This is a genomic window from Anoxybacillus sp. FSL W8-1294 (genome assembly GCF_037965005.1).
Taxonomy (GTDB): Bacteria; Bacillota; Bacilli; order Bacillales; family Anoxybacillaceae; genus Anoxybacillus; species Anoxybacillus flavithermus_G.
Window position 1 is genome coordinate 2,698,101 of the sequence record NZ_CP150179.1, and the last position, 25,979, is coordinate 2,724,079.

Consider the following 25,979-nt stretch of genomic DNA (forward strand, 5'->3'; position numbering starts at 1 on the left):
CATACCACTCCGACCATAGCCGGTCAATTGAAAAAAAGAGGCTAGCGGAGAGGATGCTAGCCAAACTGTGAGGGAGCAGTAAGAGGACACATTTTGGAAGGAAGTTGAGAGGAATTGCTTTTTATCACCTCCTCGGTCTATATGATACAAAAATACAAAAATGATGTAAAATTTCGATTTTTTAATTTTCAAGCCGATTTTTTTATTTTTTCGCCGTTTTTCAGCCGTTTCTCGCAAAAAAAGTAGCCGAAAATTCAATTTTTACTTTTTCTTTTCTTTTTTTGTTACACATTCTTCATATGATATAATAAAGGCAACTACTGTTGCGAGGTGGATGCGGTGAAAACATTTAAGCTGGTTGCCCTCACACTATTGCATGAACAAAAGCAAGATATTCCACTTGTTGATGGGTTAATAATCAATAAAGAAGATGAAAACAAGCAGTGGCTGATCGAAGCGTACGTCGAGCAAACATACCGCGAGCTATTTACATCGTTAAAAGAAAGCGGAGCAACGTTTGATGCGCTTGTGACCATTTCACGCAAAACGAACGATCCTGCCCATGTACGTGCGACCGTTCGCTCGATAACGATAATGAGTGAACGAATGAGTGTACTAATGGATGCGACGCTCGTCAAACGGTCGAATCTGGCTGAAGTTGTGCTCGAAGATTTAGTTCAGCGCGGACTACACGGTGAAACGCTCCTACAACAATTTAAAGAACACATGCATACAAAAAGAGGCTGATTATCCAGCCCCTTTTTGTTTGGCAATGACAACGTATCGATTCGGCGCATCCCCGATCCAGCGAAACGGATAACATGTAATTAACGTAAGCGTCGGATGCGCTTTTGGGACGAGCACCGTTTTATCATCTGGCTTGACGATGCGAATATGTTGAACGACGTACGTCCATGTTTGATCGTTCGTGCGAATGACTAGCTCGTCTCCTCGTTGAATGTCGCCAAGCTGACGAAATACCGTATCGCGATGCCCTGCTAAAATCGTATGATTACCTTTCCCCGGAAGCGCACTTCGTTCATCGAGCGCCACCCCTTTATTTAACTGTTGCAATCCTTCATAAATCGGCATGGATATGTTTAGTTTCGGCATAAAAAGCGTGCCGATCACATCACCCTGTTGTACAGTAGGTTGGTCGTTTCGTTTTACCGCTTCATACGTTTTATACCAACCGAACACATTTGCCCAAATGAAAGAGGCGCCGAAAAGGAATAACGCTATCGCAACGGCTCGCATCGTTTTCCCTTCTTCCATAACAGCAAACTAACAAAAAGCAACCCGATGCCAATCAATATGTTCATCCCGTACGAAGAAGCGGTTTTCGGCATGCGCGCAACAAGCAAGCCGCTTTCTAAATCAAGCGCCATCTTCCCAATGTGTGCAAGTTGTTCGCTTGCATCAATCAACACGCTCGAATTCATCCGTTCAGACGGAATATATAAATCGGCTACGAAATTTCCTCTTTCATCATACCATTCCATAACGACAGGGGCTGTAGCTGTTTCTATTTGTTCAAACGAAATCGGTTTTCGCCCATGTTCGTTTACTTCAAACACTTTCGCTTGCAGGCGATACAGCGACAGCCATTCGTTCCAAAAGGTGAGCATGGCTTCCCGCTCTTTTTTCGTTAGCGGTCTGGATAAGTCACGCAGCACAAGCGTTTGTATTTGGTCGTCAAGGCGTTCAAGCGTTTGTTTCGCAGTCGGCGGAGTACGTTCAATTAATCCTCGAATTTCGTTTTCCGTTAGTCCAATCGTCGCTAAAATATCGGTCATCGCTTGCATCGCATCGTAACGGTCGCGATAAAACGATAGCGCATACGATAAATCTTCAATAAACGTATATTGTTGCAGTTGTTCACCAAATTGTCCGAGAAGCGCTTCCGCTTCTTCTTGCGTCATTTCATAACGCTGTAATAGGGCATCAAGCCGATCAGGCGTGATGGGTGTGCCTAATTGCTCTTTTAACGCCTCCAATGAAGAAAAATCTTCGATCGTCATATTCCATTTCGCTAAATAGCGCGTTAAATCGTCCATCGTCCAACCGATGTCTTGTACGTATTGTTGTAGCGCCTCTTCGGAAATGGCTGCTTGCACAGGTGTGGCAACTAAAAAAACAAATAACCATAGCACGCGCATGTATTTTCCTCCCTTATGTGTGCTATGGTTATTTTGTTCGATTATTCCATTTTTATACGATTAGAAATATACTTCATATAAGGCGCGCACCGCTTTTTCAACCGCATCCGCTTTGACGCCAAACATCATGCTTACTTCTGAGGAACCTTGGTTAATCATTTCAATATTGACGTTGGCGCGGGCAAATGCAGCTGTAGCCTTCGCCGCAATACCGACGCTCCGCTCCATCCCTTCCCCAACGACCATAATAAGCGCTAAATCGCGTTCAATCGATACTTCATCGACACGCAATTCTTTCACGATGCGCTCTAAAACGCGGCGTTCTACGTCTCCAGCCAATTGTTCTTCACGTAAAATGACCGACATATTGTCAATGCCTGATGGCGTATGTTCATATGAAATACCTTCGTCTTCTAAAATTTGTAGTAGACGGCGCCCAAATCCGATTTCGCGGTTCATTAAATATTTGCTGACGTTAATGCTGCAAAAGCCTGTATCACTTGCGATGCCTGCAACAGGGCGCTCGCGATGATCTCTCGTTGCGACGATCATCGTCCCCGGCGCTTCCGGGTTGTTCGTATTTTTCACGCATACCGGAATGCCACGGCGATACACAGGTTCAAGCGCTTCATCGTGAAACACCGAGAAACCGGCATACGACAATTCACGCATTTCACGATATGTTAATTCTCTCAGCTGGCACGGATGTTCCACGATCGACGGATTGACGCAATAAATGGAATCGACATCGGTAAAGTTTTCGTATAGTTCAGCGCCAACTCCTGCCGCAACGATCGAACCGGTAATATCCGAACCGCCGCGTGGGAATGTGACGATATGCCCTGAACGCGAATAGCCGAAAAAGCCTGGGATAACTAAAATGCCACTTCTTTCCTTTAATTTTGCCAGTTGCTCATATGACTCAGGTAAAATTTGTGCATTGCCCGGCTCATCTGTGACGAAAATGCCGGCATCTTTCGGATTGACATAGTGCGCTTCATAACCGAGCTGACGAAGGTAGTGTGCCATCAGCTTCGCATTGTTATCTTCTCCGCTCGCCTTTAATGCATCAAGCAAGCGCTCTGGTTGATCGCGATACGTATCAATCATTTGTTGTAAGCTTGCCGAAATGACGTCTAAAATGTCACGTGATAAATGTAAATCGGTGACGATTTCATCATAACGTGCGACAACTTGCGCAAGCACCCCTTCGTATATGTCATGTTCAATTACTTTTTTTGCAAGCGTAATTAATAAATCTGTCATCTTCGTATCATCTTTGCATCGCTTGCCCGGCGCAGAAACAACAACAAATTTGCGCGCATCATCCGCTGTGACGATGTTGGCTACTTTTTGAAATTGCTGTGCATTGGCAACAGAACTTCCCCCGAATTTTGCTACTTTCATATGCCATAACCCTTTCTTTCTATTTTTATTTCCTTATCATAGCATATCTTCAATCTCTTTTGTCAGAAAAATTTTTCAATTTTCGTATTCCTTCTTTGCACACACCATACGATAGCCATGAACAGCCAGCACAAAGCACATCTAGATCATCTGGTTCAACCGCTTGCTTCGTTCGTTCAATGAGCTCAGATTTCATATATACTTTGTTTTCTTTGAGCTGTAAATGGTTGAGCACGCGCCGATCCATCGTCAGCACATGATCGTTCGATTGTTCATCTGCTTCGCAACGGTCTACTCCATGGTGGGGACACGCATAACACGCTTCATCAAGGGCGGCGATGACGCGAATCGGACCATCCGTACGGTCATCGCGCATAAACGCAACGATTTCGGTCATCTTTTCGACGAACGATTCACTATATCCCATGCCTTGGAAGCCGTGTACGCATAATAAATGATGTCCTCGCAACGTTCGCATAATGGTCCTCTTTTCTTTTTTATCCTCGAAATATTATACACTACTTTTCATAGTTATTCATCATTCTTTGTTGTAAAGTAACCATAAGCATCGCTGTTTTATACATTTTTCCTTCCAACGTTCCTTTTTGGATGTCGACAATGAGTTCTTGTTTATTTTTTAAAATGACTTTCGTTTTCTTTTTCTCATACGGTTGTATCATCTTGATGTGGGATGGTGCAATCCATATGCATCGATCGCTGTCAGGAGAACATGTTGGAAAGAAGTAGAGCCGAAGCGCTTCACAAACGGAGATCGGAACCATTTGCCGAATGCCGAGAATATGTTTTGCCGCGTGAACTTTTCCTTCATATGTACTTCCGTAGTAACGGCAGCTTTGTTGTATAATCTCTTTCGGCGATTGCTCTACCTTGTACGTGTTGTACAATTCGTAAACGATCGTCCCAAGCCGGCCGTATGAATCATATTGTGGCACAAGTGCAGCTGTCTCCTCCATAATCATGTACTCTTCCATCCGTTCCATCCAAACTCCCCCTCACAAATATATGTTCGCCATTATTATAATGAATTTTCATAATTTTAACAATAAAAATCCCGGAAAATGTCCGGGACTAAACAGTAAATTGTTTTCCTTTTTTCGCTAAATGTTGCGCTTTAACAAAGCGAGCGCTTCTTTGGCTGTTTGTTGGGCTGTTTGTTGGAGCGGTGCGACAGCTTGAATCATCGCTTCTTTTCGCTCTTCTCGTTCGTTCATACATTGCTGAATATATGAAAATAGTGCTTCACCGTCCCAGTCGTCTCGTTCGACATGCGCAAACACCGGTTGGTTTGCTTGCTCGGCAAATGCATCAATTTTCGGATCGTACGACAAAGCGATAAACGGTGTATGAACGACCGCCGCAAAAATTAACGCATGTAAACGCATCCCGACAAGCAAGTCAGCACTTGCGATCATCGCCATTTTTTCTTCAATGCTTGCATCATAAGGAGCAACGACGGCGCGCTCTTTCATCATCGCTAACACACGACGGGACGTTTGATCATCATGATGCCCATGCATCGGGATGAATACAACATCAAAACCTGCTTCAATCGAACGGTCAAGCGCAACGGCAATTTTTCTTTCAAAATCGCGACCGCGCGTCCAATCACGCACGGAAACAGCAACAACAGGACGTGTAAACGACTGTTGTTGCCACCAAACTGTTGGCGTTGTCGGCGGCTCTAGTCCCATTACCGGATCAGGTACGACAGTAATCGGTTTCGTTACACCTAGCGTTTTTAATAGTTGTGCAGACGGTTCATCGCGCACCGTAAGACGATCAACTTGATTTAACGTCCATTTCACTAGCCATTGATTTTGCTTTTTGTTGACAGGCCCCATCCCTTGTGCGTACACCATGACCGGTTTGCCGAGCCATTTGGCAATTTGCATGATCCCTGTATAGTACGGAATGCTGCGCCATCCTGTTTGATCTTGAAGCAAACTTCCGCCGCCGCTAATTAACCCATCGCTTTGACGGAGCGCCTGAACGATGTCACCGATTCGCCAACGATTTACCGCATGAACCCCATATGTTTGTTTTGTAAATTCAGGATCGTTTGAAAGCACGGTCACTTGCACATGTGGATCATGCGCCCGAAGCGCTTGAATGATCGCATATAAAATGGCTTCGTCGCCGACGTTATGAAAACCGTAATATCCAGATAGTACAATGTTCATCGTATCACCTTTTTCCATACCCACTTATATACATAAATGAGGGCAATACCAATAAATAGCCCAAGTCCAAGACTATACATTGTGCGAACAAATGAAATAAAAAGTGGGATATGCAAATGTGTAAATGTATTGATCATCGACAACCATCCGATTGTCCCAACGACAAGGAGGATCGCCCCTAGCTGCTTTTGCTTATTGATGACAAATAACGCAAGCAAATAAGCTGGAAAACCGAGCAAAAACTCTTTCGTGCGTGGGCGTACGTACAACCATTCTTCTAACTTTTGTCTCGCTGCTAGTTCAAGAGCACTTGCCGTTCCTGTATTGCCAGAGCGCAAGACGTAATACGCCAACAGAGCGAAAATGATCAAGCTAAGCACGACATGTCCGACAGTAATCGGATGCTTCCATAGTCGCTTCATAAAAGGAAGAAGCGGCTCTCGAATGATCCAAGGTAAAACGAGTACGACCATGGCAACAAGCGGAACGACGTAAACAAGTTTCACCCCACGAAACCCTTCACCGACATAAGCCATATACTCATTTCCATACAGCATCGTCACAATCCAACTAATTCCGACAAACGAAATGGCAATCGCACGACCATACGCCATAAATGTACCACGCCATCCTTCTTGGACGGAAGAAGGTTTAGAGGCATATATTGGGGTAATGATAGCAACGAGCAAGGCTAGTGCTTTCAATGCCAAATCGATTGCTAACACCGTACCTGCCATGCCTAAAATGAGAGCTCCGCCAGCGGCAAGTGATGCCATCATTGGCGACACGAGCGAACGAACCGCAAGAAAAACGAAAGCAGTCGCCCCAATCACAAATCCAATTGTGGCAATAGACGAACGTTCAATTGGTGCGAACGGTTCGCTTTTTCCAAGCGTATAATGACTCGGCATATGTTGAACAATTTGTTTCATCACCGTTATTGTTTTTTCCATATTTTGTTCTGTATCTGCCGATGCATACGGACGAATAAACAAGGCACGTATGTTTCGCTCTTTAATCGCACGAATAGCGACATCGACCGCTTCATTTGGCTTTCGCTGCTCTAAATTTAAACTATGCAATCGAACAACGTGCACATCCATCGCTTTCGCTAATGTCGTCAACCCTTTCGCTTCATAAAACTCCGTTGACAATAGGACGTATCCCGTTTCTTTCCATCTTTCGCCCCATTTTGCGACATCTGTCGGATAGCCGGCCACTTCTTCCCCTGTCGGCAACAACTTAGATGTATGTTCATTTTTTAACGCTTCAATTTGTTGAAGTACATGTACACTCGCTTTGTTCATATCACGTGCATCTGGAATACGGAGCACAACCATTAAGCCTTGTTCAATGAGATGAGCGATTTTCATTTCATCATATCCTAATGGAACACGCTTGATTTTTTTCGCATTTCCTTCGATTATATAATACGTTTTTCCATTTGCTTGCGTCGCTTGAACGTCATCGCCAAACGTCGCTTCGAGCGATGAAACAAGCGGGAACGTTTCATCGAGCGGATAAACGACAAGCCCACGCGAAGGAAGATGAGCGACATTTTCGTTTGCAAAAATAAGCATACGTTTAAACTCGCTCATCTTTATCAATAGAACACGCCCGGATTTTTCAAGTGACTCGAGCGTTTCTGCTTCAACGCTCACCGTCGTTAACCCAGCTTCTTTCAATTGCTTCCATACGTCTTCTTCTTTTTCTTCTTGCAACCATGCTTCGATTTCATCGTATGGCATTATCATTTCATACGTTCGATTGTCCCATTCTGCTTGATGACGCTTGCTGATCGCTGGGGCGATGAGCACGAGCGAAAGCGCGATGATAATCAACAACCATTTTTTCACGTGTTTCATCCCTTCTTCGTTTGATTCAACCATTGGCGCATTTGCTGGAGCGTAACACCACCGAGCGCAAAAACCACTCCAACATAAAGCAAGCCCCCTCCGATCGTTGCCGCTGCTACATAAGCGAGAGAAGCTATTCTACTAGTCGTTGGGGAAATGAAAAATAAACATGCGCCCATCATGAGTGAGGCGAGTGCGTAAATGATCGCTTGGCGATTCCAAAATGCGAGCGGAATGCGCCGACGAATCGCATAATGATTTGCCCACGTAATAAACGCATATGTGACAAACGTCGAAATGCCGGCACCAATTAAGCCGTACCAAGAAATGAACAATATGTTTGTCCCCCATTTCACGAGACAGCCTATTAAAATAATGAAAGCAGCTCGTTTCGACTCGCCAATACCTTGTAAAATGCCTGTCCCAAGCAACGCGAATGATGTAAATAGAGAACTTGCCAACACGACCGCCATCGTTGCGCTTCCTTCGTCATTTGTAAATAAAGCGACATTGAGCGGAACGGTTAAAGCGGCGAGTCCGGCCGCCATGGGCCATGATAAAAAGTGGGATAGACGAAACGACTGTTCGATCGTTTGCTGTGCTCGGTTTATTTCCCCTTTTGCTAGCTGTTTACTTAACAGCGGAATGAGTGGGAGCACAAGGGAAGATGAAAATACGGTCGCAATTTGCACGAGCGCTGTTCCACGGCTATATAGCCCAAATAAATAGCTCGTTTCGTCTGTTCCTACGCCATACGAACGAAGCGCGAGCGGAACGGATAGTGAGTCGACTAAATTTAAAAATGGCATCGCAAGCGCACCGAGCGCAATAGGAATGGATAACGTTAAAATCGTCTTGCTCGTCTCCATCCACTGCGTACGCGTTAGTTTCACGCGCTTCGGACGGTAAGGAGAGCGGGCATACAACGTCCGTAAGTATACGAGACTCGCGAGCGCCCCAAGCGGCGAGCCAATCATAATTGCTCCGGCGATTATATCGTCAGGATATGCAGCTTTCACCATATAAAAAGCAACAAGTAAAATAAAAGCAACGCGCACAAATTGTTCAAGTACTTGTGATACCGCCGTCGGTTTCATATCTTCGAGCCCTTGGAAAAAGCCGCGATATACCGCCATATACGGCGAGATAAGTAACGTCGTACTGACGACGATAATCGCCCATTGCGCTTCCTCGCCACCTAGTGCTTGGGCGATCCATGAGGAGCCTCCTGCAAGGAGCGAAAAGCTGAGCACGCCGAAACTAAATGCCAACACGCTCGCCGTCTGCACGAGACGCGCGACTTCATCTTCTTTTTGCTGGGCGCGCGCTTCCGAAATTAATTTTGATACCGCGATAGGAATGCCTGCGACAGATAAAATTAAGGCAACCATATAAAGCGGGTAAACGAGACTGAAAATACCGAGCACTTTATCCCCTGCAATATTTTGCAGTGGAATACGAAAAATGCTGCCGAGCACTTTCGAGATGATCGTGCCGAGTGTTAAAATGATCGTCCCTTTCACAAATGACTGGCTCATTTTCTAACAACCTTTTGCTTTAAAATCGTCCACGCAAAGCGCGGCAATGCAAGCATTCGTTTCGCCCGCGTCGGCTGTTTTAACAGTCGATACAACCATTCTAAATGGAGACGAATCCATAGTTCAGGTGCGCGCTTCACCACGCCGGCAAGCACGTCGAAGCTTCCGCCAACGCCCATCCATACACCGCGTCCGACTGTCTGTATATGTTGGGAAATCCACTGTTCTTGTTTCCCCATGCCTAACGCGACAAAAACAAAATCCGGTTCGGCTCGCTTCACTTCTTCGATGATCGTTTCATCGTTCCAATCGAAGTAGCCGTTGCGTACTCCGACTAAACGAGCGTTCGGATAGCGGTCACGCACATGTTTCGCTGCCGCTTGTACAACTTCTTCTTTTGCGCCGATCATATATACGCGATATTCATGCTCATCAGCAAGCTGCAAACAGCGGCAAAGCAAGTCGTAGCCAGCCACTCGCTCTGGAAGCGGCGTTCCGAGCAGTTCAGCCGCTTTCACGACCCCGATGCCATCCGCGACGACGTAATCCGCTTGCTGAATCGTTGCCATATATGTAGGTTCTTCATTTGCTTTCATCACAATTTCAGGATTCGCCGTTACGATAAAGCACGGCTTTTGTTGTTTGACGTGCTCATGAATGACGGACATCATTTCATCCATTGTCGCACGAACAAACGGAACTCCAAGTATGTGAACCGTTTGAAACGACATATAAAACGCTCCTTTAATTCGATTGTTCGACAACATTATTAATCATATCACATGAATATAACAATTGACTATTTCTTCTTTGTCATAACATTGGTAAACTAATGGTATACATACGTGCAAAAGAAAGGGTTGCATACGCCATGGAACAATGGACAAACGATACGGTTAATCGGGCTGTCATGGCTCTCGTTCAACAATTAACAAAAGATTGGACGAAGACGAAAGTACACTCGGAAATATTAGAAATTTTTATGAAAATGCGCATGGAAACAAAAACAGAAGAAGAATACGTTTCGTTATTGTTGACGAACGTCGCTTTTGCGACAGAGTCAAGCTTTGCATTAAACAAAATCTTTGAGCTCATTTTGCTTCATAAACAATTTCCACCTGCTGAAGCCGTGCAAGCATGGTTAACAGATGCGCATGAAAAAATTCAAGAACAATTGCCAACGTTGCGTGAAGTGTATCGCAAACATTTCGGCGACGAAGGAAATATAAAACGTAAGCTTGAACTGAGCTATTGCCCTGTCTTACTAAGCAATCGAATCAAGACAGATTTCATTTTCGCATTTATTCATGAACAAAATCAGTCGATGATGAAAGACTTTTTCCATGCCGATCCAAAAGCGGTGCTTGAAGCACTTCATCACATCAGCGGCTTTTTCGCAAGCATGATTTTAGAAGATATTGAACTCATTTAAAAAAAGGGAGCCGATTCGCTCCCTTTTTTATTGTACATCGTTCATTAATTTCGCAGATGCTAAAAACTTTACTAACGCTTTGGCAATTTCCGCGCGTGTCATATAACCATTCGGTACAAAACGTTCGTTCTCCCGACCTGTAAAAATGTTAGCTTGATACATTTTTTCTACACCGTCTTTTGCCCACGACTTAATATGCGCAGCATCTTTGAAATCCGTCACTTTTTTCGACGTATTTAATTGCGTCATGTCATAGTCCAAGAAAGAAAGTTCTAACGCTCGTTTTAGCATGACCGCAGCTTCCGCACGAGTAATTGGAGCGTTTGGTGCGAACAAGCCGTTTTCTTTCCCTTGAATAATTCCATGTTTCACCGCCGCAGCAAGCTCGCCATTTTCGTTGAACCATTCTGTTCCTTTCACATCTTTGAACCGTTTATCATATGTCTCACTTGGCAATCCAAGCGCACGAACAAGTAAAACAGCAAATTGCGCACGTGTCATATTTTCTTTTGGTGCAAACGTTTGATCTGTTTTTCCTTTAATAATGTACTTAGATGCAAGCGCCTCAACATACGCTTCAGCCCATGTTTTTCCACCGTCTACATCCAGAAACGTCTTATGATTTTCAACAACAACATATGTTGAGTTAGTTAACGATTTCACGGTAGCTTTGTCACCGTTAAACACCGTTGGCACAGAGACGAGGTTGCCGTTTGCATCAACACGCACAGCTACCGAACGTTGTGGAACAAATACTTTCGATCCCTTTAATTCACGTTCCACATATTGCGTAAACCGTGTAATCGTTTCGCTTTTTCCGTTTGCTGTAGCAACAACGTTAAACTCCACCGCATCCGATACCGCAGTTACTCCTTGAGGCGGATTGACTTTCGTCATTTCAATAACGATTTTTATATTATCTATGCTTGAACCTAGCTTTTGCGCGATTTCGGTAAGCTTCGCTTGAATTTCCGCCACAGGTAACTTATATGATGCTTTATCTGTTTGAACATTCACTATCGCTTTTGCCTCTTTTGCCGCTACATCCGCAAATAGCTTTGCTGGTACTTCCGCCTTTGCCACTTCATTCGCTCCAAGCGCACCAACGCCTAACACGATTTCTTTATTTTGAGCTGAAACAAGATTAACGATGTCTGCAATTTTATCTACTTTCACTTCGGTTACTTTTTCTTTTTGTCCTTTGCTGTTTGTTTGCTCTTTTGTCGTTACTGCATCTTGGCCAACATTTACTTTTCCATTGTCTACGCCTGTACTTGGAGGAGTTACAACTGAACCACCGCCTGTGCTACCGCCACCACCACCTGTGCTACCGCCGCCTGTGCTACCACCACCTGTGCTACCAGCCGTAACTGAGACTGTCCTTTTAGCGATTGTTATTCCATCAATTTTAGCAAAAACATCAATCGTCCCTGTTTGATGGACAGTCAAGACGTTGCCACTGAAGGTTGCAATCGTTGGGTTCGATGTATCCCATTGAATGGATGTTGTTAAGCTAACTGTTATGGTACTTCCTTGAACAATTGGAACACGAAGTTCATATGCATTTCCTACATTAGCGATTATCGCACCCTTCTCCGTAAATGCACTTTGAAGCATTGTGGAACGTGCTTGTTTATTTGTATCAATAACTTGATCATTCAAATTCGATTGCAATTCGAATAACTTCTCAACAGACAAACCAATAGAATTGAGCTTACCTTGTAAAGTAGCAAAATTTCCTGTGTTTAACGTATTTTGAACAGCTGTTTGAATGATCGCCGAGTACGATACATTCGATCGTGTTGCATTTTGCATAATAGCTGTTTCTAAGTTAGACTCCATGGCTAATACGAAATCAACGAGTTGATCCGCTGTGACGTTGTTTGTTTCATCAAATAACGTATTAAACTCATCTGCATAATTTGTACGGAAGTTTTTTACCGCCTGCGCAAGATCAGCCGAATCCGCATGTTTCGTATAGATGAGATCGGCTACACCTTTAATAAGTTCAACAAGTGCATTTTGTTTATTCGATCCATGTAACGATAGCCCATTAACAGCGTTTGAAATATGAGAGTATTGAATATTGTTGATATTATTTTTTGCGTTTTCCAAAGTCGTCGCATCAGCATTTTTGTAAAAAATATAAAACCGACTAGCTAGCTGATTAATTTTTTGATCGACTGTTTGCGCCGCCTCAACATGTGTAGCTTGTCCACCAATCGCAACCGCTGGGGTAAAAGCAACCGCCGTAGCAATCATCGCCCGCAACGCTTTTTGACTCCATAGATATTTTTTCATTTCATCACCTCATTTAAATATATGTAAATATGAAAGTACTAACAACCGTAATCTATCTTTTTTTCCATAAGTTTATAGTAACTCAATTGTATGACGATATCAAGACATATTTCCAGCTTGGTTACATTTTTTATGTCCATTGTCCTATAAAATCGTGTATGATAAACATAGCGGAACAAAGAGAAAGGAGATCAGTCAAGTGAAAAAGTGGATCGTCATTTCACTTAGCATCATCGTTTTGCTTCTTGGTGGTGCAGGAGGATACTATTATTTTCTTACAAATAAAAAAGTAGATTTGAAAAAAGAAGACAAAGAAGTAGCTAAAATTGTAGAAGAAGAATATGAAATTGTGTTGCCTGATGACAGCGGGTCATCTGCGTCAGGAAACGAGCAAACATCCACAACAAAGAAGCAAGACGACACAAATAGTCAAGCAAACAACAATGAAACAGAACATGAGGAGGAAAACAAGTCATCGTCGCCATCCGATGAAAAAGGAACAAATAACGAAAGCGAATCAAACAAACAAAATGATACAAATGAAGAAAACAAAACAAACGAACCCGTCCAACAAGTAACGGTCGCAAGCATTAAAGAAAAGTATCGTCCGTCGTTTGAACTCCTCCAACAGCAAGCGAATGCTAAAATTGACGCGCTTGTCGATCACGCAATTGGAGAGTACAAAGAAAGAAAAGCAAATGGACAATCGGTATCATTTAATTACTTCTTCTCCAAATACAACACAGCTGCCCAAGAGCTTGAGGCAAAAACAGATGCAGCATTCAACGTCATTTACAACGCACTAGAAAACGAATTAAAAAAGAATGGCTTTAGCCCAAATCATGCGAAAGAATTTCGTGAAACATACGAACAACAAAAATCAACGCAACGCAACGCGCTATTAAAAAAAGCGTTGAGCAAACTGTAAAAGGGAGCCGACTCGCTCCCTTTTACTCTTCATCACAATCTTCACATACTTCAAAGATGTCCTCATCGTCCCAGTCGTCATCATCCCAGTCAGTAAATAAGTCATCAAGTTGGTCGTGAATTTGTTCGGCAATGTCTTCAAACGCATCGTAAAACGTATCGATCCGTTTCGATAACGTACTCGCAGAAATGCCGTATTGCTCGGCTAGTTGTTTTTGTGGAATCCATTCATGCAAAATCGCATCAGCCATAATGTAATGAAGCGCTGCTGCGTACACTTCTGGCTTTCGAATCGTCGGATTGTACAGACGACAATATTCCACCCAAATGAGACGAGCGGTATCAAGAATGGACAAATCTTTTTTCGGAAAGTTTTGTTCAAATAATATAAACACTTGTTCTTGTTTTGGCGATAAACTTTCGACGTCAAACATCGTTAAACGTAATGATTTTTGAAACGTTTCTGGATACGTCTCAATCCATCGTTCATACTGTTCGTCGCATGCTTTCCAAACATCTTGTATGTATACGTATAACGGACGGGTTAAAACGACCGGGAGAGGAAAAAATGTCCCGAAGCAAGCGATATATTGACCATGTGGTACAAAAATTCCTGCCAACGCTTGTCCTTCTTCCAACTCGAACTCATCCGGCATATCAAGTAGTTTCATATGTTTCGTTTCCCCAGTTAATAAATCTGTTACGACAACATACGAATCGCGCAATTCATCTATGCAAACAAACGTCGGAAACGCCTGCCGCCACGATTGAATGATGCTATATACAGTCGGCCGAATTGCCTGCTTACGAAGCGTGCGCAAATAGTAATCGAAAATCGTCATACCATGTGCATCCTTTTTGAAAAACATCGCCCACATACTAATGAAAAAGCGAAACACAGGTGTTGTATCTTCGTCCGTTTGTTCTACGATCATATGTTTTTGAACCGTTCGATACAAAAACGATTCGTGTTCAAATGTAGCATAGTGAATGAGATCGTGCATATAGTGAATAACGTCTTGATCGATAAGCTCATGCATCGACACAACATTATTCCCACAACAATGTTTATACTTTTTTCCACTTCCGCACGGACATAACGCATTTCGTGCTACTTTACTCATTTTCCCCACCTCAACACTTTTTCTTTATTGTAACACGTCAAAAGGAAAGAAGATACATCCCTTTGTGTCTTTCCTTGCAATCGTGTAGAATAAGCATTAAACGCTATAAAAAAGGAAGAGAGCAATGATTGGACAAATCGTTACATGGCAAGTAAAAGAACAAAAACCGTTCGGCTACATCGTCACGAACGGAAAAGAAAGCGCCTTGCTTCATGAAAGTCAATGTGAAGGCGAGTTACAAGTTGGGGATGATGTGACCGTATTTTTATATCACGATCATGATGGACGGATGCGTGCAACGATGAAGCGCCCGCTCATTACGACGTCATCATACGGTTGGGTTGAAGTCGTCGACGTCGTACCACAGCTCGGCGTTTTCGTTCATATTGGCATCGAAAAAGACATCTTATTGTCGCTCGACGACTTACCGTCCATTCCGACACTTTGGCCGGAAAAAGGAGATCAGTTATACTGTTCACTTCAAGTAGATAAACGGGGACGATTACTTGCCAAACTCGCGGATGAAGAAACGATGAAACAAATAAGCGTTCCCGCTCCCGCTTCTGCGTTCAACACGAACGTGCGCGGACGCATTTATCGCCTTATTAAAGCAGGATCGTTTCTCATTACAGATGTCGGATATATCGGATTTATTCACGAATCACAACGAAGACAAGAACCACGCCTCGGTGAACTTGTCGAAGGGCGCATCATCGCTGTGAAAGAAGATGGGACGATTAACGTTTCGTTACTTCCGCGCAAACAAGAAAGTTTACAAACAGATGCAGAAACGATCTACAACTACCTTGAAAGCCGTGGCGGTGCGATGCCATATAGCGATAAAAGCGACCCGGAAGACATTCAAACCCGCTTTCATATGAGCAAAGCGGCATTTAAACGCGCGCTCGGACGATTAATGAAAGAAGAAAAAGTGTACCAACAAGATGGTTGGACATATATCAAAGGGAGAGAAAATGAATGATTCGCTTTGCAACAATCGGAACAAATTGGATTACAGAAGCGTTTATTCGCGCGGCCAAACAAGTGCCTTCGTTTCATTTACAAGCTGTTTATTCTCGACAAAAAGAAACCGCAAACGCCTTTGCTGAAAAAACAGGGGCAACCGAAACGTTTACAAACTTACATGAACTTGCAGTAAGCAAAAACGTCGATGCGGTATATATCGCAAGTCCAAATGCGTTTCATGCCGAACAAGCAATCACGCTTATGAATCACGGCAAACATGTCATTTGTGAAAAACCGCTCGCTTCTAACGCCAAAGAAGTGGAAGCGATGATTGAGGCGGCACAAAAAAATGGTGTCGTGTTGATGGAGGCGATGAAGGCGACGTGTTTACCAAACTTTCAAGCGATTCAACACCATTTGCCGAAAATCGGGCGCGTCCGTCGCTACGTCGCAAGCTATTGCCAATATTCTTCGCGCTACGATGCATTTAAGCAAGGAACAGTCGCAAACGCCTTTAACCCTGCCTTTTCAAGCGGCGCATTGATGGATCTTGGCGTATATTGTTTATATCCGCTCGTTGTTTTGTTTGGCGAACCGAAAGCCATTCAAGCCCATAGCGTTCGCCTATCGTCGGGCGTAGATGGCGAAGGCAGCATCACGCTCGATTACGGCGACATGGATGCGATCGTTATGTATTCCAAAATCGCAAACTCGTATGCTCCTGCCGAAATTCAAGGAGAAGAAGGGACGATCGTCATCGATGCGATCCATACGCCAGCACGCGTTCATATTCATTACCGTGACGGGCGCATTGAAGACGTCACCGTTCCGCAACCGTACGAGCCGATGTACTATGAGGCGCTTGAATTTATGTCACTCATCGAACGGGGAGAGAAGGAATCTACAATTAATTCACACGCCCATTCGCTTGCGACAATGAAAGTGATGGACGAAGCAAGAAAACAAACAGGCATCGTCTTTCCTGCGGACGAACGTTTCGTTTAAAACGAAACGTTCTCTTTTTTTATGTAATGAGTATATTTTTATAAGAATGAGTTCATTATGTTATAATTAAATGTAATCATTTATAAACGAGGTGATATGATGCGCATATACAATTACGAGCTATTGAAACATCTCCCATACTCCATGGAAACGATTCAACTACTTACAAAAATTGATGAATACAAAGGGAAACAAGACTTATACAAAAAGCAATCTCCTCAAATACTCGAAACGCTGAAAAATGTAGCGATCATTCAATCCACAAAATCATCAAATGCGATTGAAGGAATCGTCATTACAGATAAACGACTTAAAAGCATTATGGCTGAACAAACGTTACCGATGGATCGATCGGAAGGGGAGATTGCCGGATACCGAAATGTGTTAAAATTGATCCACGCATCATACGACGCCATTCCGATATCCCCTTCTATCATCAAACAACTGCACCGTGATTTATACGAGTATGTCCCTTCGCAAGGTGGAGAGTGGAAAAATCAAGATAACTATATAAGTGAAACGCTCCCGAATGGTGAAAAGTTTATCCGTTTTATTCCCGTACCAGCTTTCCAAACCGATGAACATATGCGCCTTCTTTGCATGACTTTTCAACATACCGTTCAAAAAGGTGACGTACATCCATTGATCGCAATTGCCATCTTCATTTTAGATTTCCTTTGCATTCATCCATTTCACGACGGCAATGGACGGATGTCACGTTTATTAACTCTTCTTTTACTATACAAATTCGGATATGAAGTCGGTCGTTATATTAGTATAGAAACACTCATTGAGGAAAGTAAAGAAACATATTACGACGTGCTAAAGCGCTCATCAATCCATTGGCATGAAGGGAAAAACGATATTTTCCCTTGGCTGCATTATTTCTTATCGATCATTGTTGCCGCATATAAAAAACTTGAAGAGCGTGTGGGCTATGTAGAAACAAGTCGCGGAAATAAACGAAAGCGCATTAAAGATTTCATTGAAGGAAAAGTTGGGTATTTTACAAAGGAAGAGATTCGCCACGCTTGTCCTGATATTAGCGAAGCAACGATTAATCGCGTCTTAAATGAATTAAAGGAAGCGAAGAAAATTACACCAATCGGTAAAGGGAGAGGTGCGAAGTGGAAAAAAATGAGCGAATAAGCGAGCGACTATGCTCGCTTATTCGCTTTCCAAACGATCCATAAAACAATCGTTGCCCCGATCATATCGATGATAACGTCAGAGAATAAGGCCGTTCGTTTCGGCTGAAACAATTGATGCCATTCGTCAAATATGGCACAAAAAAGCGTCAACAACCAAGCGACACGGTATGAAGCCGTTGCTTTCCATGCAAAAAACGCAAACGTTCCAAATACCGTCATATGCGCACATTTTCGAACGATAAAATTCCATGAAAACAATCCGTCGCTCACAGGACGATTCGTTTCAATTTCGAAATAATTCAACCAATGGCGAATCCATTGCGCCGTTTGCTCTCCGGTAAATAGCGGAGACTCTGTAAAATAGTAAATAAGCGCACACCATGCAACGACAAGACCCCACCATATCATACGATTTGTTTTAGTCATCATCCAGACCCTTTCTATATACGGAAATCTTCCCACCATTCTATCTCTTTTTCCTCTTTTTCACAACAAAAAAGCCCCTCCCAAATTGGGAAGGACAACATGTTACAGCTGACTAGCAGGACCAAAAAATTCATAATGAATGTGTTGTTCGCTTATTCCGTTTTCACGAAGAGCATCTTTCACAGCTTTCATAAACGGAATTGGGCCGCACATATATACATCGACATTCGTTTGCTCGATAACAGACCGCATAAATGAAGCGTCAATAAATCCTTCCTTCTTAAAATACGGATGAGTTCGGTCAGCTTCTGACGGTTGTTCATAACAAACATAATAAGATACGTTCGTTTGTTCTGCGAGCATGCGCAACTCTTGATCAAATGCATGAACGCGACGATTGATTGCCGCACAAATAAAAGTGATTGAACGATTTGGCTGTTGTTTTGCGACTGCCTTTGCCATACTTAATAACGGTGTAATACCTACACCACCACTCACAAATACAACCGGTGTTTCTTTGCTCATATCAATCGTAAAATCACCAGCTGGCGCGCTTAATTCAAGCACGTCCCCTTCTTTCACATGGTCATGCAAATAATTCGATACAATACCAGCAGGTTTTTGATTTGTTTCAACTTCCCGTTTCACACTGATGCGATAATATGGTTGCCCTGGCATATCCGACAAACTATATTGACGAATGTGCGTATATTTTTCGCTCGGAATTTGCACTTTCACACTCACATATTGACCGGGAAGAAAATCGCTTATTTCCCCTCCATCTTGCGGAACGAGATAAAATGATGTAATAACATCGCTTTCTTTCACTTTTTTCTGCACAACAAAAGGACGAAAATCAACCCATCCACCTTGTTTTTTCGCTGCCTCATCGTACATTTGTTGTTCTACTTGAATAAACACATCAGCAATGACTCCATAAGCTTCGCCCCACGCTTCAATCACTTCATCTGTCGCAGCGTCACCAAGCACATCTTTAATCGCAAGCAATAAATGTTTGCCGACAATCGGATAATGCTCCTTTTTGACACCTAAACTACGATGTTTATGACCAATTTGCTTCACAACAGGTAAAATGTCTTCTAAACGATCAATGTGCTTCGCTGCGGCATATACCGATGCTGCTAACGCCTTTTGTTGTCTTCCTTGTTTTTGATGAGCATGATTAAAAATGTTCAATAACTCCGGATGATTAGCAAACATCAGTTCATAAAAGCGACGTGTAATTTGCTCCCCATATTGTTCTAATACAGGTACAGTAGATTGAATGATTTGTATCGTACGTTCGTTTAATAAAGATTTTGTTGCACTCATTACACATATCCCCCAAAACATGTATTTAATATACATGTTTATTGAACCATACATCGAACAAAAAAGCAATATATAAAATACATGTTTTTTATTACTAGTTCATTACATGACGGAAAAACTGAAGAATGTGCTACTATATAGGTAAAATAAAAATGAAAAGGTGAAAAAATTATGCAGTTGACGAACTATACAGAATATGCGCTACGAGTTCTTCTTTTTTTAGGTGCGCTAGAAGAAGGAGGAAAAACAAATATAAAAGAAATTTCTCGTACGTTTTCCATTTCGGAAAACCACCTCAGTAAAATCGTATACGATCTCGGGAAGCTCGGTCTGATTGAAACGATTCGTGGAAGAAACGGTGGCATTCGCCTCGCTAAAAAACCAGAAGACATCCGCATTGGCGCTGTCGTTAGGCAAACGGAAGATAATTTATCGCTCGTTGAATGCTTTGCCGCTCACGGAAATGACTGCATTATTACACCCGTTTGCCAACTGAAACATGTGCTTCATGAAGCATTGCAAGCATTTTTACAAACGCTCGATGCCTATACACTTGCTGACTTATTACAAAATAAACAAACGTTAAAAACGTTCTTTCATTCCCCACGTTTGTAAACAACAAACACACATGCTAAAATAAGGGCAAATTGATAAAAAAGGAGCTTTCGTATGTTACAGACGATGTTATCGCAAGAAGTGATGACAAAAGCGGCTCAACGTCTCATGAAGCTTTTACCGTACAAAAAGCATAGCGACGTCATCAAGCGAGCATGGCAACTGTATCGAACAGGACATGTATATAATGTGACGGTAGAAAATGATGTACTAAAAGGGAAGGTGACAGACCGAGGACATACATATGAGCCGTCTTTTCGGTTAAAGCAGGTGGCGGGCTCATCGTGTACTTGCACAGCCGTCGGTCTATGTCCGCACAATGTTGCGTTATTTTTATATGCATACAATCAAATTGATGCAGTCGGGAATTTAATTAGAACATGGAAAGAACCAGCGACAAAACGAAAAAAAGCCGAAAGCAATGAAAAACAAAAAGACGTACAAGTGAAACAACAAACCGTTCAGCAACAGAAGCTAAACGAGAAAAATAGAAGCAATACGTCAAACAACGCAAATATCGTTGACGCGTGGTGGCAATCGTTTGAAGAAAAATATCGCCGCATCCCGCTATACAATATAACGGAAGAAGAACATATGCGCAGGCTCGTTCAATCGTTTTTCCCAACATTTAAACGTCCGACATCTAAAGCATCGTTTTTAGACCATTTATATTATGTCCATGCCGCCTTATTTACATTTATTAAACTTGTTCATATTCCGCAAAAATCATGGGGCTACTTCGCGATCATGCAAGAGCGACATGTGGAACAATTTTCTTCAACCGTACAACAGGCGCTCACAAATTTAGCAAAAAAACCGCGTACAAAAAGTCATGAACAACTTTTATACGCTACTATCCCATACGTAAGAAACGTATTGTCAGGCGAATTAACGTACTTTAGACAAATATTAGATGTATACGAAATCATATGGACAACCGTATTGACCGACGAAACATATCGCCAAGAGGAATGTACATGGGCGATTGAACAGTTAAACAAAAAGCAAACCGTAGAAGAAAAAATACCATTTATCGCTGCCGCTTCATACGTATCATTTTTGCTTAAAAACGATCAGCAAGCTTATCAGCTCATTGAACCGTTTCCATACTTAGCAACAGAACATATCGTCCGTTTTATGCATATGTCATTTGCGAAAAAGCAAATTCAACGTGGAGCTGATTGGTTTCATCGGCTCGAACAAAATGTGGAAACGTACTTATATTCGCTTCATATAACTGACCGTGAGTGGTTTGTTCAACATGTACTATCTGCCTATGTCCAATATCGTATCGCTACAAAAAATGAACAAACCGAACGGTACGAACAGCTTCTTCAAAAGCTGCTTCCGTACAGCTTTTATACGTACATCGATTACTTATTTGATGAACAAAAATGGAAAGAGCTTATTGAATTATATATGCTTGAAAAAACAACCGTCGATATGATTCACCCGCTCCATTTAAAAGCAGTCGAACAAGCGGATCCTTCGCTCGTTCTTCCGCTTTACCATCAAACGATTATGTATTACATCGAACAAAAAAATCGGAGCGCATACGAACAAGCAATCAAACATTTACGAAAACTACGGGCTCATTACCGTGCTTTAAAACAAATGTCGCGCTGGGAAGCGTATATCGCAACATTAGCTGAACAAACAAAACGATTACGTGCCTTTCAAGATTTATTACGGAAAGGGAAATTCATATGATGCAACTGGAATTACAAAGCCGCTGGCTTGAGGAACAAAAACAATTTTTCATTTATAGCGACGATACACACCCAAGTAATTGGAGAGGCATCGTTTTTTTATGGCATGAAGAAACGTTTTATGGCACATTCGCCCCTATCGAGACGATTGGGACACATATTGGCGTCCTTCTTTCTCCATGGGAGGCGCTTACGTTTTTTGCTTATCCATCGTCCAATCGATTTATTCATATGATATGGGACGAACAAAGCAAACAATTTCAAACATGGGCAAAACAAATCATGGGACATATCGAACAAAAACAGCTCATGCCCGACTTTGAAGCATGGAAAAACGGGCGCTTCGGATGGAAAGGAACAGAAGCGGACGATCATCCGTTCGTATCCGTTTGGCGTTCCGAAGCAATCAATGACTGGATTCAATCGGACGTGGAGCTAAAACAAACGTGGCAACAAATCATTGAAACATATCCGCTTATTTCAGGCGACGCTACACCATTTATAGACGAGTACGAATGGTTAACAGAAATTGGATGGGACAAAAACCGCCCGCCATTTATCGTCGCCATTCGTTTAAACGAACCAGAGGAAGACGGAGGGGCGTGGCCGCTCGAAACGGTGCTTATCGACATGGAAACGAATGACATCACCGTGTATCCGCACATGCCAAAAGCTTGGGAGGCATACGCTAGCCATATTGAACGAGCTCAACAACGCTGGCAAACGATCGTTCCATGGCTGAGCGAAAACGGAGCGTTGCGCACGCAACTAAACGAAGAAGAAGCGTTGCGCTTTTTAGTGGAAGCGACAATCGAACTCACCGAAGCAGGCGTTCGCGTTATCGTGCCGGAATGGTGGGAAGTCGTCAAACAAGCGCGCCTTCGTGTAAAAGCACGAGTGAAATCATCGGCGACATCTGTATTCGGACTCGATGCACTCGTCGATTTCGACTGGCGCATCGCTACAAACGGCATCGAACTGACGGAGCAGCAATTCGCGGAACTCGTCGAACAAAAGCGCCGGCTCGTGCGCATTCGCGATCAATGGGTGCAACTTGACCCTGCCGTCATTCAACACGTACAAAAGCTGATGAAACGAGCGAAACAAGAAGGTTTATCGCTTCGTGACGTGCTGATGCAAACGCTCGCGGAAAAAACAAACGAACAACATGAAGACGATGAAGCGATTGACATTGAACTAAATCGCTCGTTTGCCACACTCGTACGAAAAATGAAAAACATTGACCATATCCCAAACGTCACCATTCCGAGCACGTTCCATGGCACGTTACGTCCATACCAACAGCGAGGCGTCGACTGGCTCATCTTTTTACGCCAGCTCGGTTTTGGTGGCTGTTTAGCAGACGATATGGGTCTTGGGAAAACGATACAAATGCTAGCCTATCTCGCCTATGTGAAAGAAAACGAGAAACGAAACGGCCCTGCTTTACTTATTTGTCCAACGAGCGTCATCGGCAATTGGCAAAAAGAATGTCAGCAATTCGTTCCGTCTTTAACCGTCTACGTTCATCACGGATCCACTCGTGGACATGGAGATACGTTTATCGAAAAAGCAAAAAGCTGTGATCTTGTCATTACATCATACAGTTTGGCTCATTTAGATTTCGACGACCTCGCAAGCATCGATTGGGATGTCATTTGTTTAGATGAAGCACAAAACATTAAAAATGCCCAAACGAAACAAGCGCGTGCCATTCGTAAACTAAAAGGGCGTCATAAAATTGCGCTCACCGGCACACCGATTGAAAATCGACTAAACGAACTTTGGAGCATTTTCCATTTCTTAAATCCGGGCTATTTAGGATCGCAAACCGAGTTTCAGCGCCAATTTGCGACGCCAATTGAGAAAAATGGGGATAAACAAGCGACCGAACGTTTACAAAAGCTTATTCGTCCATTTTTATTGCGGCGAACAAAAACAGACGAACGTATTGCGCTCGACTTGCCTGATAAACTCGAACAAAAAGAATATTGCCCGCTCACCGTCGAGCAAGCATCCTTATATGAACAAATTGTGCAACAGTCGCTTGAAAAACTCGAACAAGTCGATGGGTTTGCGCGACGCGGCATCATTTTACAAATGTTAAACAGCTTAAAACAACTATGCAACCATCCAGCACTATACTTAAAAGAAAAACATCCGAAGCAAATCGTCGAGCGATCGCATAAAGTAGAAAAGCTGCTTGAACTTGTCGGGCAAATTCGCGAAAACGGGGAAAGTTGCTTAATCTTTACCCAGTACATTCAAATGGGCGAGATGATTCAACATATTCTTGCTTCTCATCTAAAAGAAACGGTCGTCTTTTTAAACGGCAGCACGCCAAAACAAACGCGCGATGAAATGATCGAACAATTTCAAAACGGACAGTTTCATATATTCATTTTATCGCTCAAAGCGGGCGGAACAGGGCTAAACTTAACAGCCGCCAACCACGTCATTCATTTTGACCGCTGGTGGAATCCGGCCGTTGAAAACCAAGCGACAGACCGAGCATATCGCATCGGGCAAACGAAATTTGTTCATGTGCATAAATTCATTACAACCGGGACGATTGAAGAAAAAATTGACGATATGCTTGAGAAAAAGCAGTCGCTCAATGAACAGCTCATCCAAAGTGAAACGTGGATTACCGAACTGTCCAACGAACAATTACGTGAACTATTTACCCTTTCATGAGGTGAAATATGGCAAAGAAAAAAGGAACGAAGCAACAAACATTATGGGAAAAACTGCTTGAACAAATGGCCAAAAAACTAGAAGAACGAAAAAAATAAACAGCCGACGCGACCGGCTGTTTATTTTTGTTTTCTATGCCAACGCCATGCGCTTGCAATAATCTCTTCAAGCGAGCGTGTCGCTTTCCAGCCAAGTTCACGAGCAATTTTTTCAGACGAAGCGACGAGTCGAGCCGGATCTCCTGGACGGCGCTCTGTATATTCGATCGTTGCTTTTTTCCCCGTCACATGCTCGCACATATCGATCACTTCTTTGACCGAATAACCGAGCCCGTTGCCAAGATTGTATGTCGCTGTCTTTTTCTCGTCCGAAAGAAGGGCGTGCAGCGCGAGAATGTGCGCCTCCGCTAAATCGGTGACATGAATGTAATCACGAATGCATGTGCCATCTGGTGTATCGTAGTCTGTACCAAACACCGAAATTTTATCACGCAATCCGAGCAAATGTTGCAAAATGAGCAGAATTAAATGCGTTTCCGGATGATGATCTTCCCCTATTTCACCGCTTTCATGCGCACCTGCCGCGTTGAAATAGCGCAACACGACGTAACGTAAATCGTACGCCGAGGCAAAGTCTGAAAGCATATGCTCGATCATTAATTTCGAGCGACCGTACGGATTAATTGGGTTTGTCGGGCAATCTTCCGTAATAAGATCAACGTTTGGAATGCCGTATACAGCCGCTGTCGATGAAAAAATAAAACGTTTGACACCATATTCTATCATCGTTTCTAATAACGTTAACGTCGCAGCGACATTGTTTTTATAATATTTCATCGGTTCGGCAACCGACTCGCCTACTAAACTATTTGCCGCAAAATGCATGACCGCATCGATCGGATATTTTTCAAAAATGCGTACAAGCGTCGTCCGATCGCCTAAATCGCCATGAACGAATACCGCTCGTTTGTCCACGAGATGACGATGCCCTGTCGATAAATTATCGAGCACGACGATCGGCTTCGTTTCAACTAATTTCTTTACCACATGGCTGCCGATATATCCTGCACCACCAACGACTAAAATCATACAATATCTCCTTTCCTTGTCATGCACTTCAATTTTATCACACAT

General features: G+C 43.0%; 23 protein-coding genes. 9 read left to right on the forward strand and 14 right to left on the reverse strand.

Going from position 1 to position 25,979, the window contains the following annotated elements; all coding sequences use genetic code 11:
• Positions 1-339: 339 nt before the first annotated feature.
• Positions 340-747 carry a YwpF-like family protein gene (locus NSQ23_RS14620; protein WP_339171773.1) on the forward strand — a complete coding sequence of 136 codons (408 nt, stop codon included), beginning with the start codon at positions 340-342 and terminating at the stop codon, positions 745-747.
• Here NSQ23_RS14620 and NSQ23_RS14625 read toward each other — a convergent pair whose 3' ends face one another.
• The 9 genes from NSQ23_RS14625 to NSQ23_RS14665 form a co-directional block, all read right to left on the reverse strand.
• The gene (locus NSQ23_RS14625) at positions 748-1,275 is read right to left on the reverse strand and encodes a class D sortase (RefSeq protein WP_339171775.1); all 528 of its coding nucleotides are present in this window, start codon (positions 1,273-1,275) and stop codon (positions 748-750) included.
• Positions 1,239-2,159, reverse strand: coding sequence for a processed acidic surface protein (locus NSQ23_RS14630; protein ID WP_339171777.1), 921 nt, complete (start codon positions 2,157-2,159; stop codon positions 1,239-1,241). Before NSQ23_RS14630 ends, NSQ23_RS14625 begins: the two co-directional genes overlap by 37 nt.
• 60 nt (positions 2,160-2,219) lie before the next feature.
• The gene (locus NSQ23_RS14635) at positions 2,220-3,566 is read right to left on the reverse strand and encodes an aspartate kinase (RefSeq protein ID WP_339171779.1); all 1,347 of its coding nucleotides are present in this window, start codon (positions 3,564-3,566) and stop codon (positions 2,220-2,222) included.
• Between the two features lie 49 nt (positions 3,567-3,615).
• Positions 3,616-4,044 carry a DUF1284 domain-containing protein gene (locus tag NSQ23_RS14640; protein ID WP_064220796.1) on the reverse strand — a complete coding sequence of 143 codons (429 nt, stop codon included), beginning with the start codon at positions 4,042-4,044 and terminating at the stop codon, positions 3,616-3,618.
• Between the two features lie 40 nt (positions 4,045-4,084).
• Positions 4,085-4,567 carry a competence protein ComK gene (locus NSQ23_RS14645; RefSeq protein WP_064214374.1) on the reverse strand — a complete coding sequence of 161 codons (483 nt, stop codon included), beginning with the start codon at positions 4,565-4,567 and terminating at the stop codon, positions 4,085-4,087.
• 117 nt (positions 4,568-4,684) lie between these two features.
• Positions 4,685-5,767: a polysaccharide pyruvyl transferase CsaB gene (csaB, locus tag NSQ23_RS14650; protein ID WP_339171783.1), complete on the reverse strand. Its 1,083-nt coding sequence runs from the start codon at positions 5,765-5,767 to the stop codon at positions 4,685-4,687.
• Positions 5,764-7,656, reverse strand: a complete 1,893-nt coding sequence (locus tag NSQ23_RS14655; RefSeq protein ID WP_339171786.1) for a DUF5693 family protein — start codon at positions 7,654-7,656, stop codon at positions 5,764-5,766. Before NSQ23_RS14655 ends, csaB begins: the two co-directional genes overlap by 4 nt.
• Entirely contained in the window at positions 7,629-9,161 is a 1,533-nt protein-coding gene (locus tag NSQ23_RS14660) for a polysaccharide biosynthesis protein (protein WP_339171789.1), read from the reverse strand. Before NSQ23_RS14660 ends, NSQ23_RS14655 begins: the two co-directional genes overlap by 28 nt.
• Positions 9,158-9,892, reverse strand: a complete 735-nt coding sequence (locus NSQ23_RS14665) for a WecB/TagA/CpsF family glycosyltransferase (protein WP_339171792.1) — start codon at positions 9,890-9,892, stop codon at positions 9,158-9,160. The genes NSQ23_RS14660 and NSQ23_RS14665 overlap by 4 nt, the downstream gene beginning before the upstream one ends.
• Before the next feature lie 140 nt (positions 9,893-10,032).
• Here NSQ23_RS14665 and NSQ23_RS14670 point away from each other — a divergent pair, with 140 nt between their 5' ends.
• Entirely contained in the window at positions 10,033-10,593 is a 561-nt protein-coding gene (locus NSQ23_RS14670) for a hypothetical protein (protein ID WP_064220792.1), read from the forward strand.
• Positions 10,594-10,620: 27 nt separating this feature from the next.
• On the opposite strand, the gene NSQ23_RS14675 is transcribed toward NSQ23_RS14670, so the two are convergent.
• Positions 10,621-12,894 carry an S-layer homology domain-containing protein gene (locus tag NSQ23_RS14675; protein ID WP_339171794.1) on the reverse strand — a complete coding sequence of 758 codons (2,274 nt, stop codon included), beginning with the start codon at positions 12,892-12,894 and terminating at the stop codon, positions 10,621-10,623.
• Positions 12,895-13,093: 199 nt separating this feature from the next.
• On the opposite strand from NSQ23_RS14675, the gene NSQ23_RS14680 reads away from it, so the two are divergent.
• The gene (locus NSQ23_RS14680; RefSeq protein WP_088223529.1) at positions 13,094-13,822 is read left to right on the forward strand and encodes a hypothetical protein; all 729 of its coding nucleotides are present in this window, start codon (positions 13,094-13,096) and stop codon (positions 13,820-13,822) included.
• 22 nt (positions 13,823-13,844) lie between these two features.
• On the opposite strand, the gene NSQ23_RS14685 is transcribed toward NSQ23_RS14680, so the two are convergent.
• The gene (locus tag NSQ23_RS14685; RefSeq protein ID WP_339171798.1) at positions 13,845-14,945 is read right to left on the reverse strand and encodes an SEC-C domain-containing protein; all 1,101 of its coding nucleotides are present in this window, start codon (positions 14,943-14,945) and stop codon (positions 13,845-13,847) included.
• A 124-nt stretch (positions 14,946-15,069) separates the two neighbouring features.
• Between NSQ23_RS14685 and NSQ23_RS14690 the strand changes: the two genes are divergently transcribed.
• The 3 genes from NSQ23_RS14690 to NSQ23_RS14700 all read left to right on the forward strand — a co-directional run bounded on the left by NSQ23_RS14690 (position 15,070) and on the right by NSQ23_RS14700 (position 18,065).
• A complete protein-coding gene (locus NSQ23_RS14690) occupies positions 15,070-15,927 on the forward strand; it encodes a S1 RNA-binding domain-containing protein (protein WP_339171800.1) in 858 nt (285 codons plus the stop codon).
• On the forward strand, positions 15,924-16,916 hold the full coding sequence (locus tag NSQ23_RS14695) for a Gfo/Idh/MocA family oxidoreductase (protein ID WP_339171803.1): 993 nt from the start codon (positions 15,924-15,926) through the stop codon (positions 16,914-16,916). The genes NSQ23_RS14690 and NSQ23_RS14695 overlap by 4 nt, the downstream gene beginning before the upstream one ends.
• Positions 16,917-17,015: 99 nt before the next feature.
• Positions 17,016-18,065, forward strand: coding sequence for a Fic family protein (locus NSQ23_RS14700; RefSeq protein ID WP_339171805.1), 1,050 nt, complete (start codon positions 17,016-17,018; stop codon positions 18,063-18,065).
• Positions 18,066-18,073: 8 nt separating this feature from the next.
• Here the strand turns inward: NSQ23_RS14700 and NSQ23_RS14705 are convergent, their stop codons facing one another.
• On the reverse strand, positions 18,074-18,493 hold the full coding sequence (locus NSQ23_RS14705; protein WP_064221430.1) for a VanZ family protein: 420 nt from the start codon (positions 18,491-18,493) through the stop codon (positions 18,074-18,076).
• A 102-nt stretch (positions 18,494-18,595) separates the two neighbouring features.
• Positions 18,596-19,825, reverse strand: a complete 1,230-nt coding sequence (gene hmpA, locus NSQ23_RS14710; protein ID WP_339171810.1) for an NO-inducible flavohemoprotein — start codon at positions 19,823-19,825, stop codon at positions 18,596-18,598.
• A 171-nt stretch (positions 19,826-19,996) separates the two neighbouring features.
• On the opposite strand from hmpA, the gene NSQ23_RS14715 reads away from it, so the two are divergent.
• Genes NSQ23_RS14715 through NSQ23_RS14725 form a run of 3 tightly spaced genes read left to right on the forward strand, consistent with a single transcriptional unit; the run spans position 19,997 to position 24,846 of the window.
• A complete protein-coding gene (locus tag NSQ23_RS14715) occupies positions 19,997-20,440 on the forward strand; it encodes an Rrf2 family transcriptional regulator (protein WP_192948459.1) in 444 nt (147 codons plus the stop codon).
• A gap of 54 nt (positions 20,441-20,494) precedes the next feature.
• On the forward strand, positions 20,495-22,150 hold the full coding sequence (locus NSQ23_RS14720) for a hypothetical protein (RefSeq protein ID WP_339171813.1): 1,656 nt from the start codon (positions 20,495-20,497) through the stop codon (positions 22,148-22,150).
• Positions 22,147-24,846, forward strand: coding sequence for a DEAD/DEAH box helicase (locus NSQ23_RS14725; protein ID WP_339171815.1), 2,700 nt, complete (start codon positions 22,147-22,149; stop codon positions 24,844-24,846). The genes NSQ23_RS14720 and NSQ23_RS14725 overlap by 4 nt, the downstream gene beginning before the upstream one ends.
• Positions 24,847-24,965: 119 nt before the next feature.
• On the opposite strand, the gene galE is transcribed toward NSQ23_RS14725, so the two are convergent.
• Entirely contained in the window at positions 24,966-25,934 is a 969-nt protein-coding gene (gene galE / locus NSQ23_RS14730; RefSeq protein WP_339171816.1) for a UDP-glucose 4-epimerase GalE, read from the reverse strand.
• Positions 25,935-25,979 lie beyond the last annotated feature (45 nt).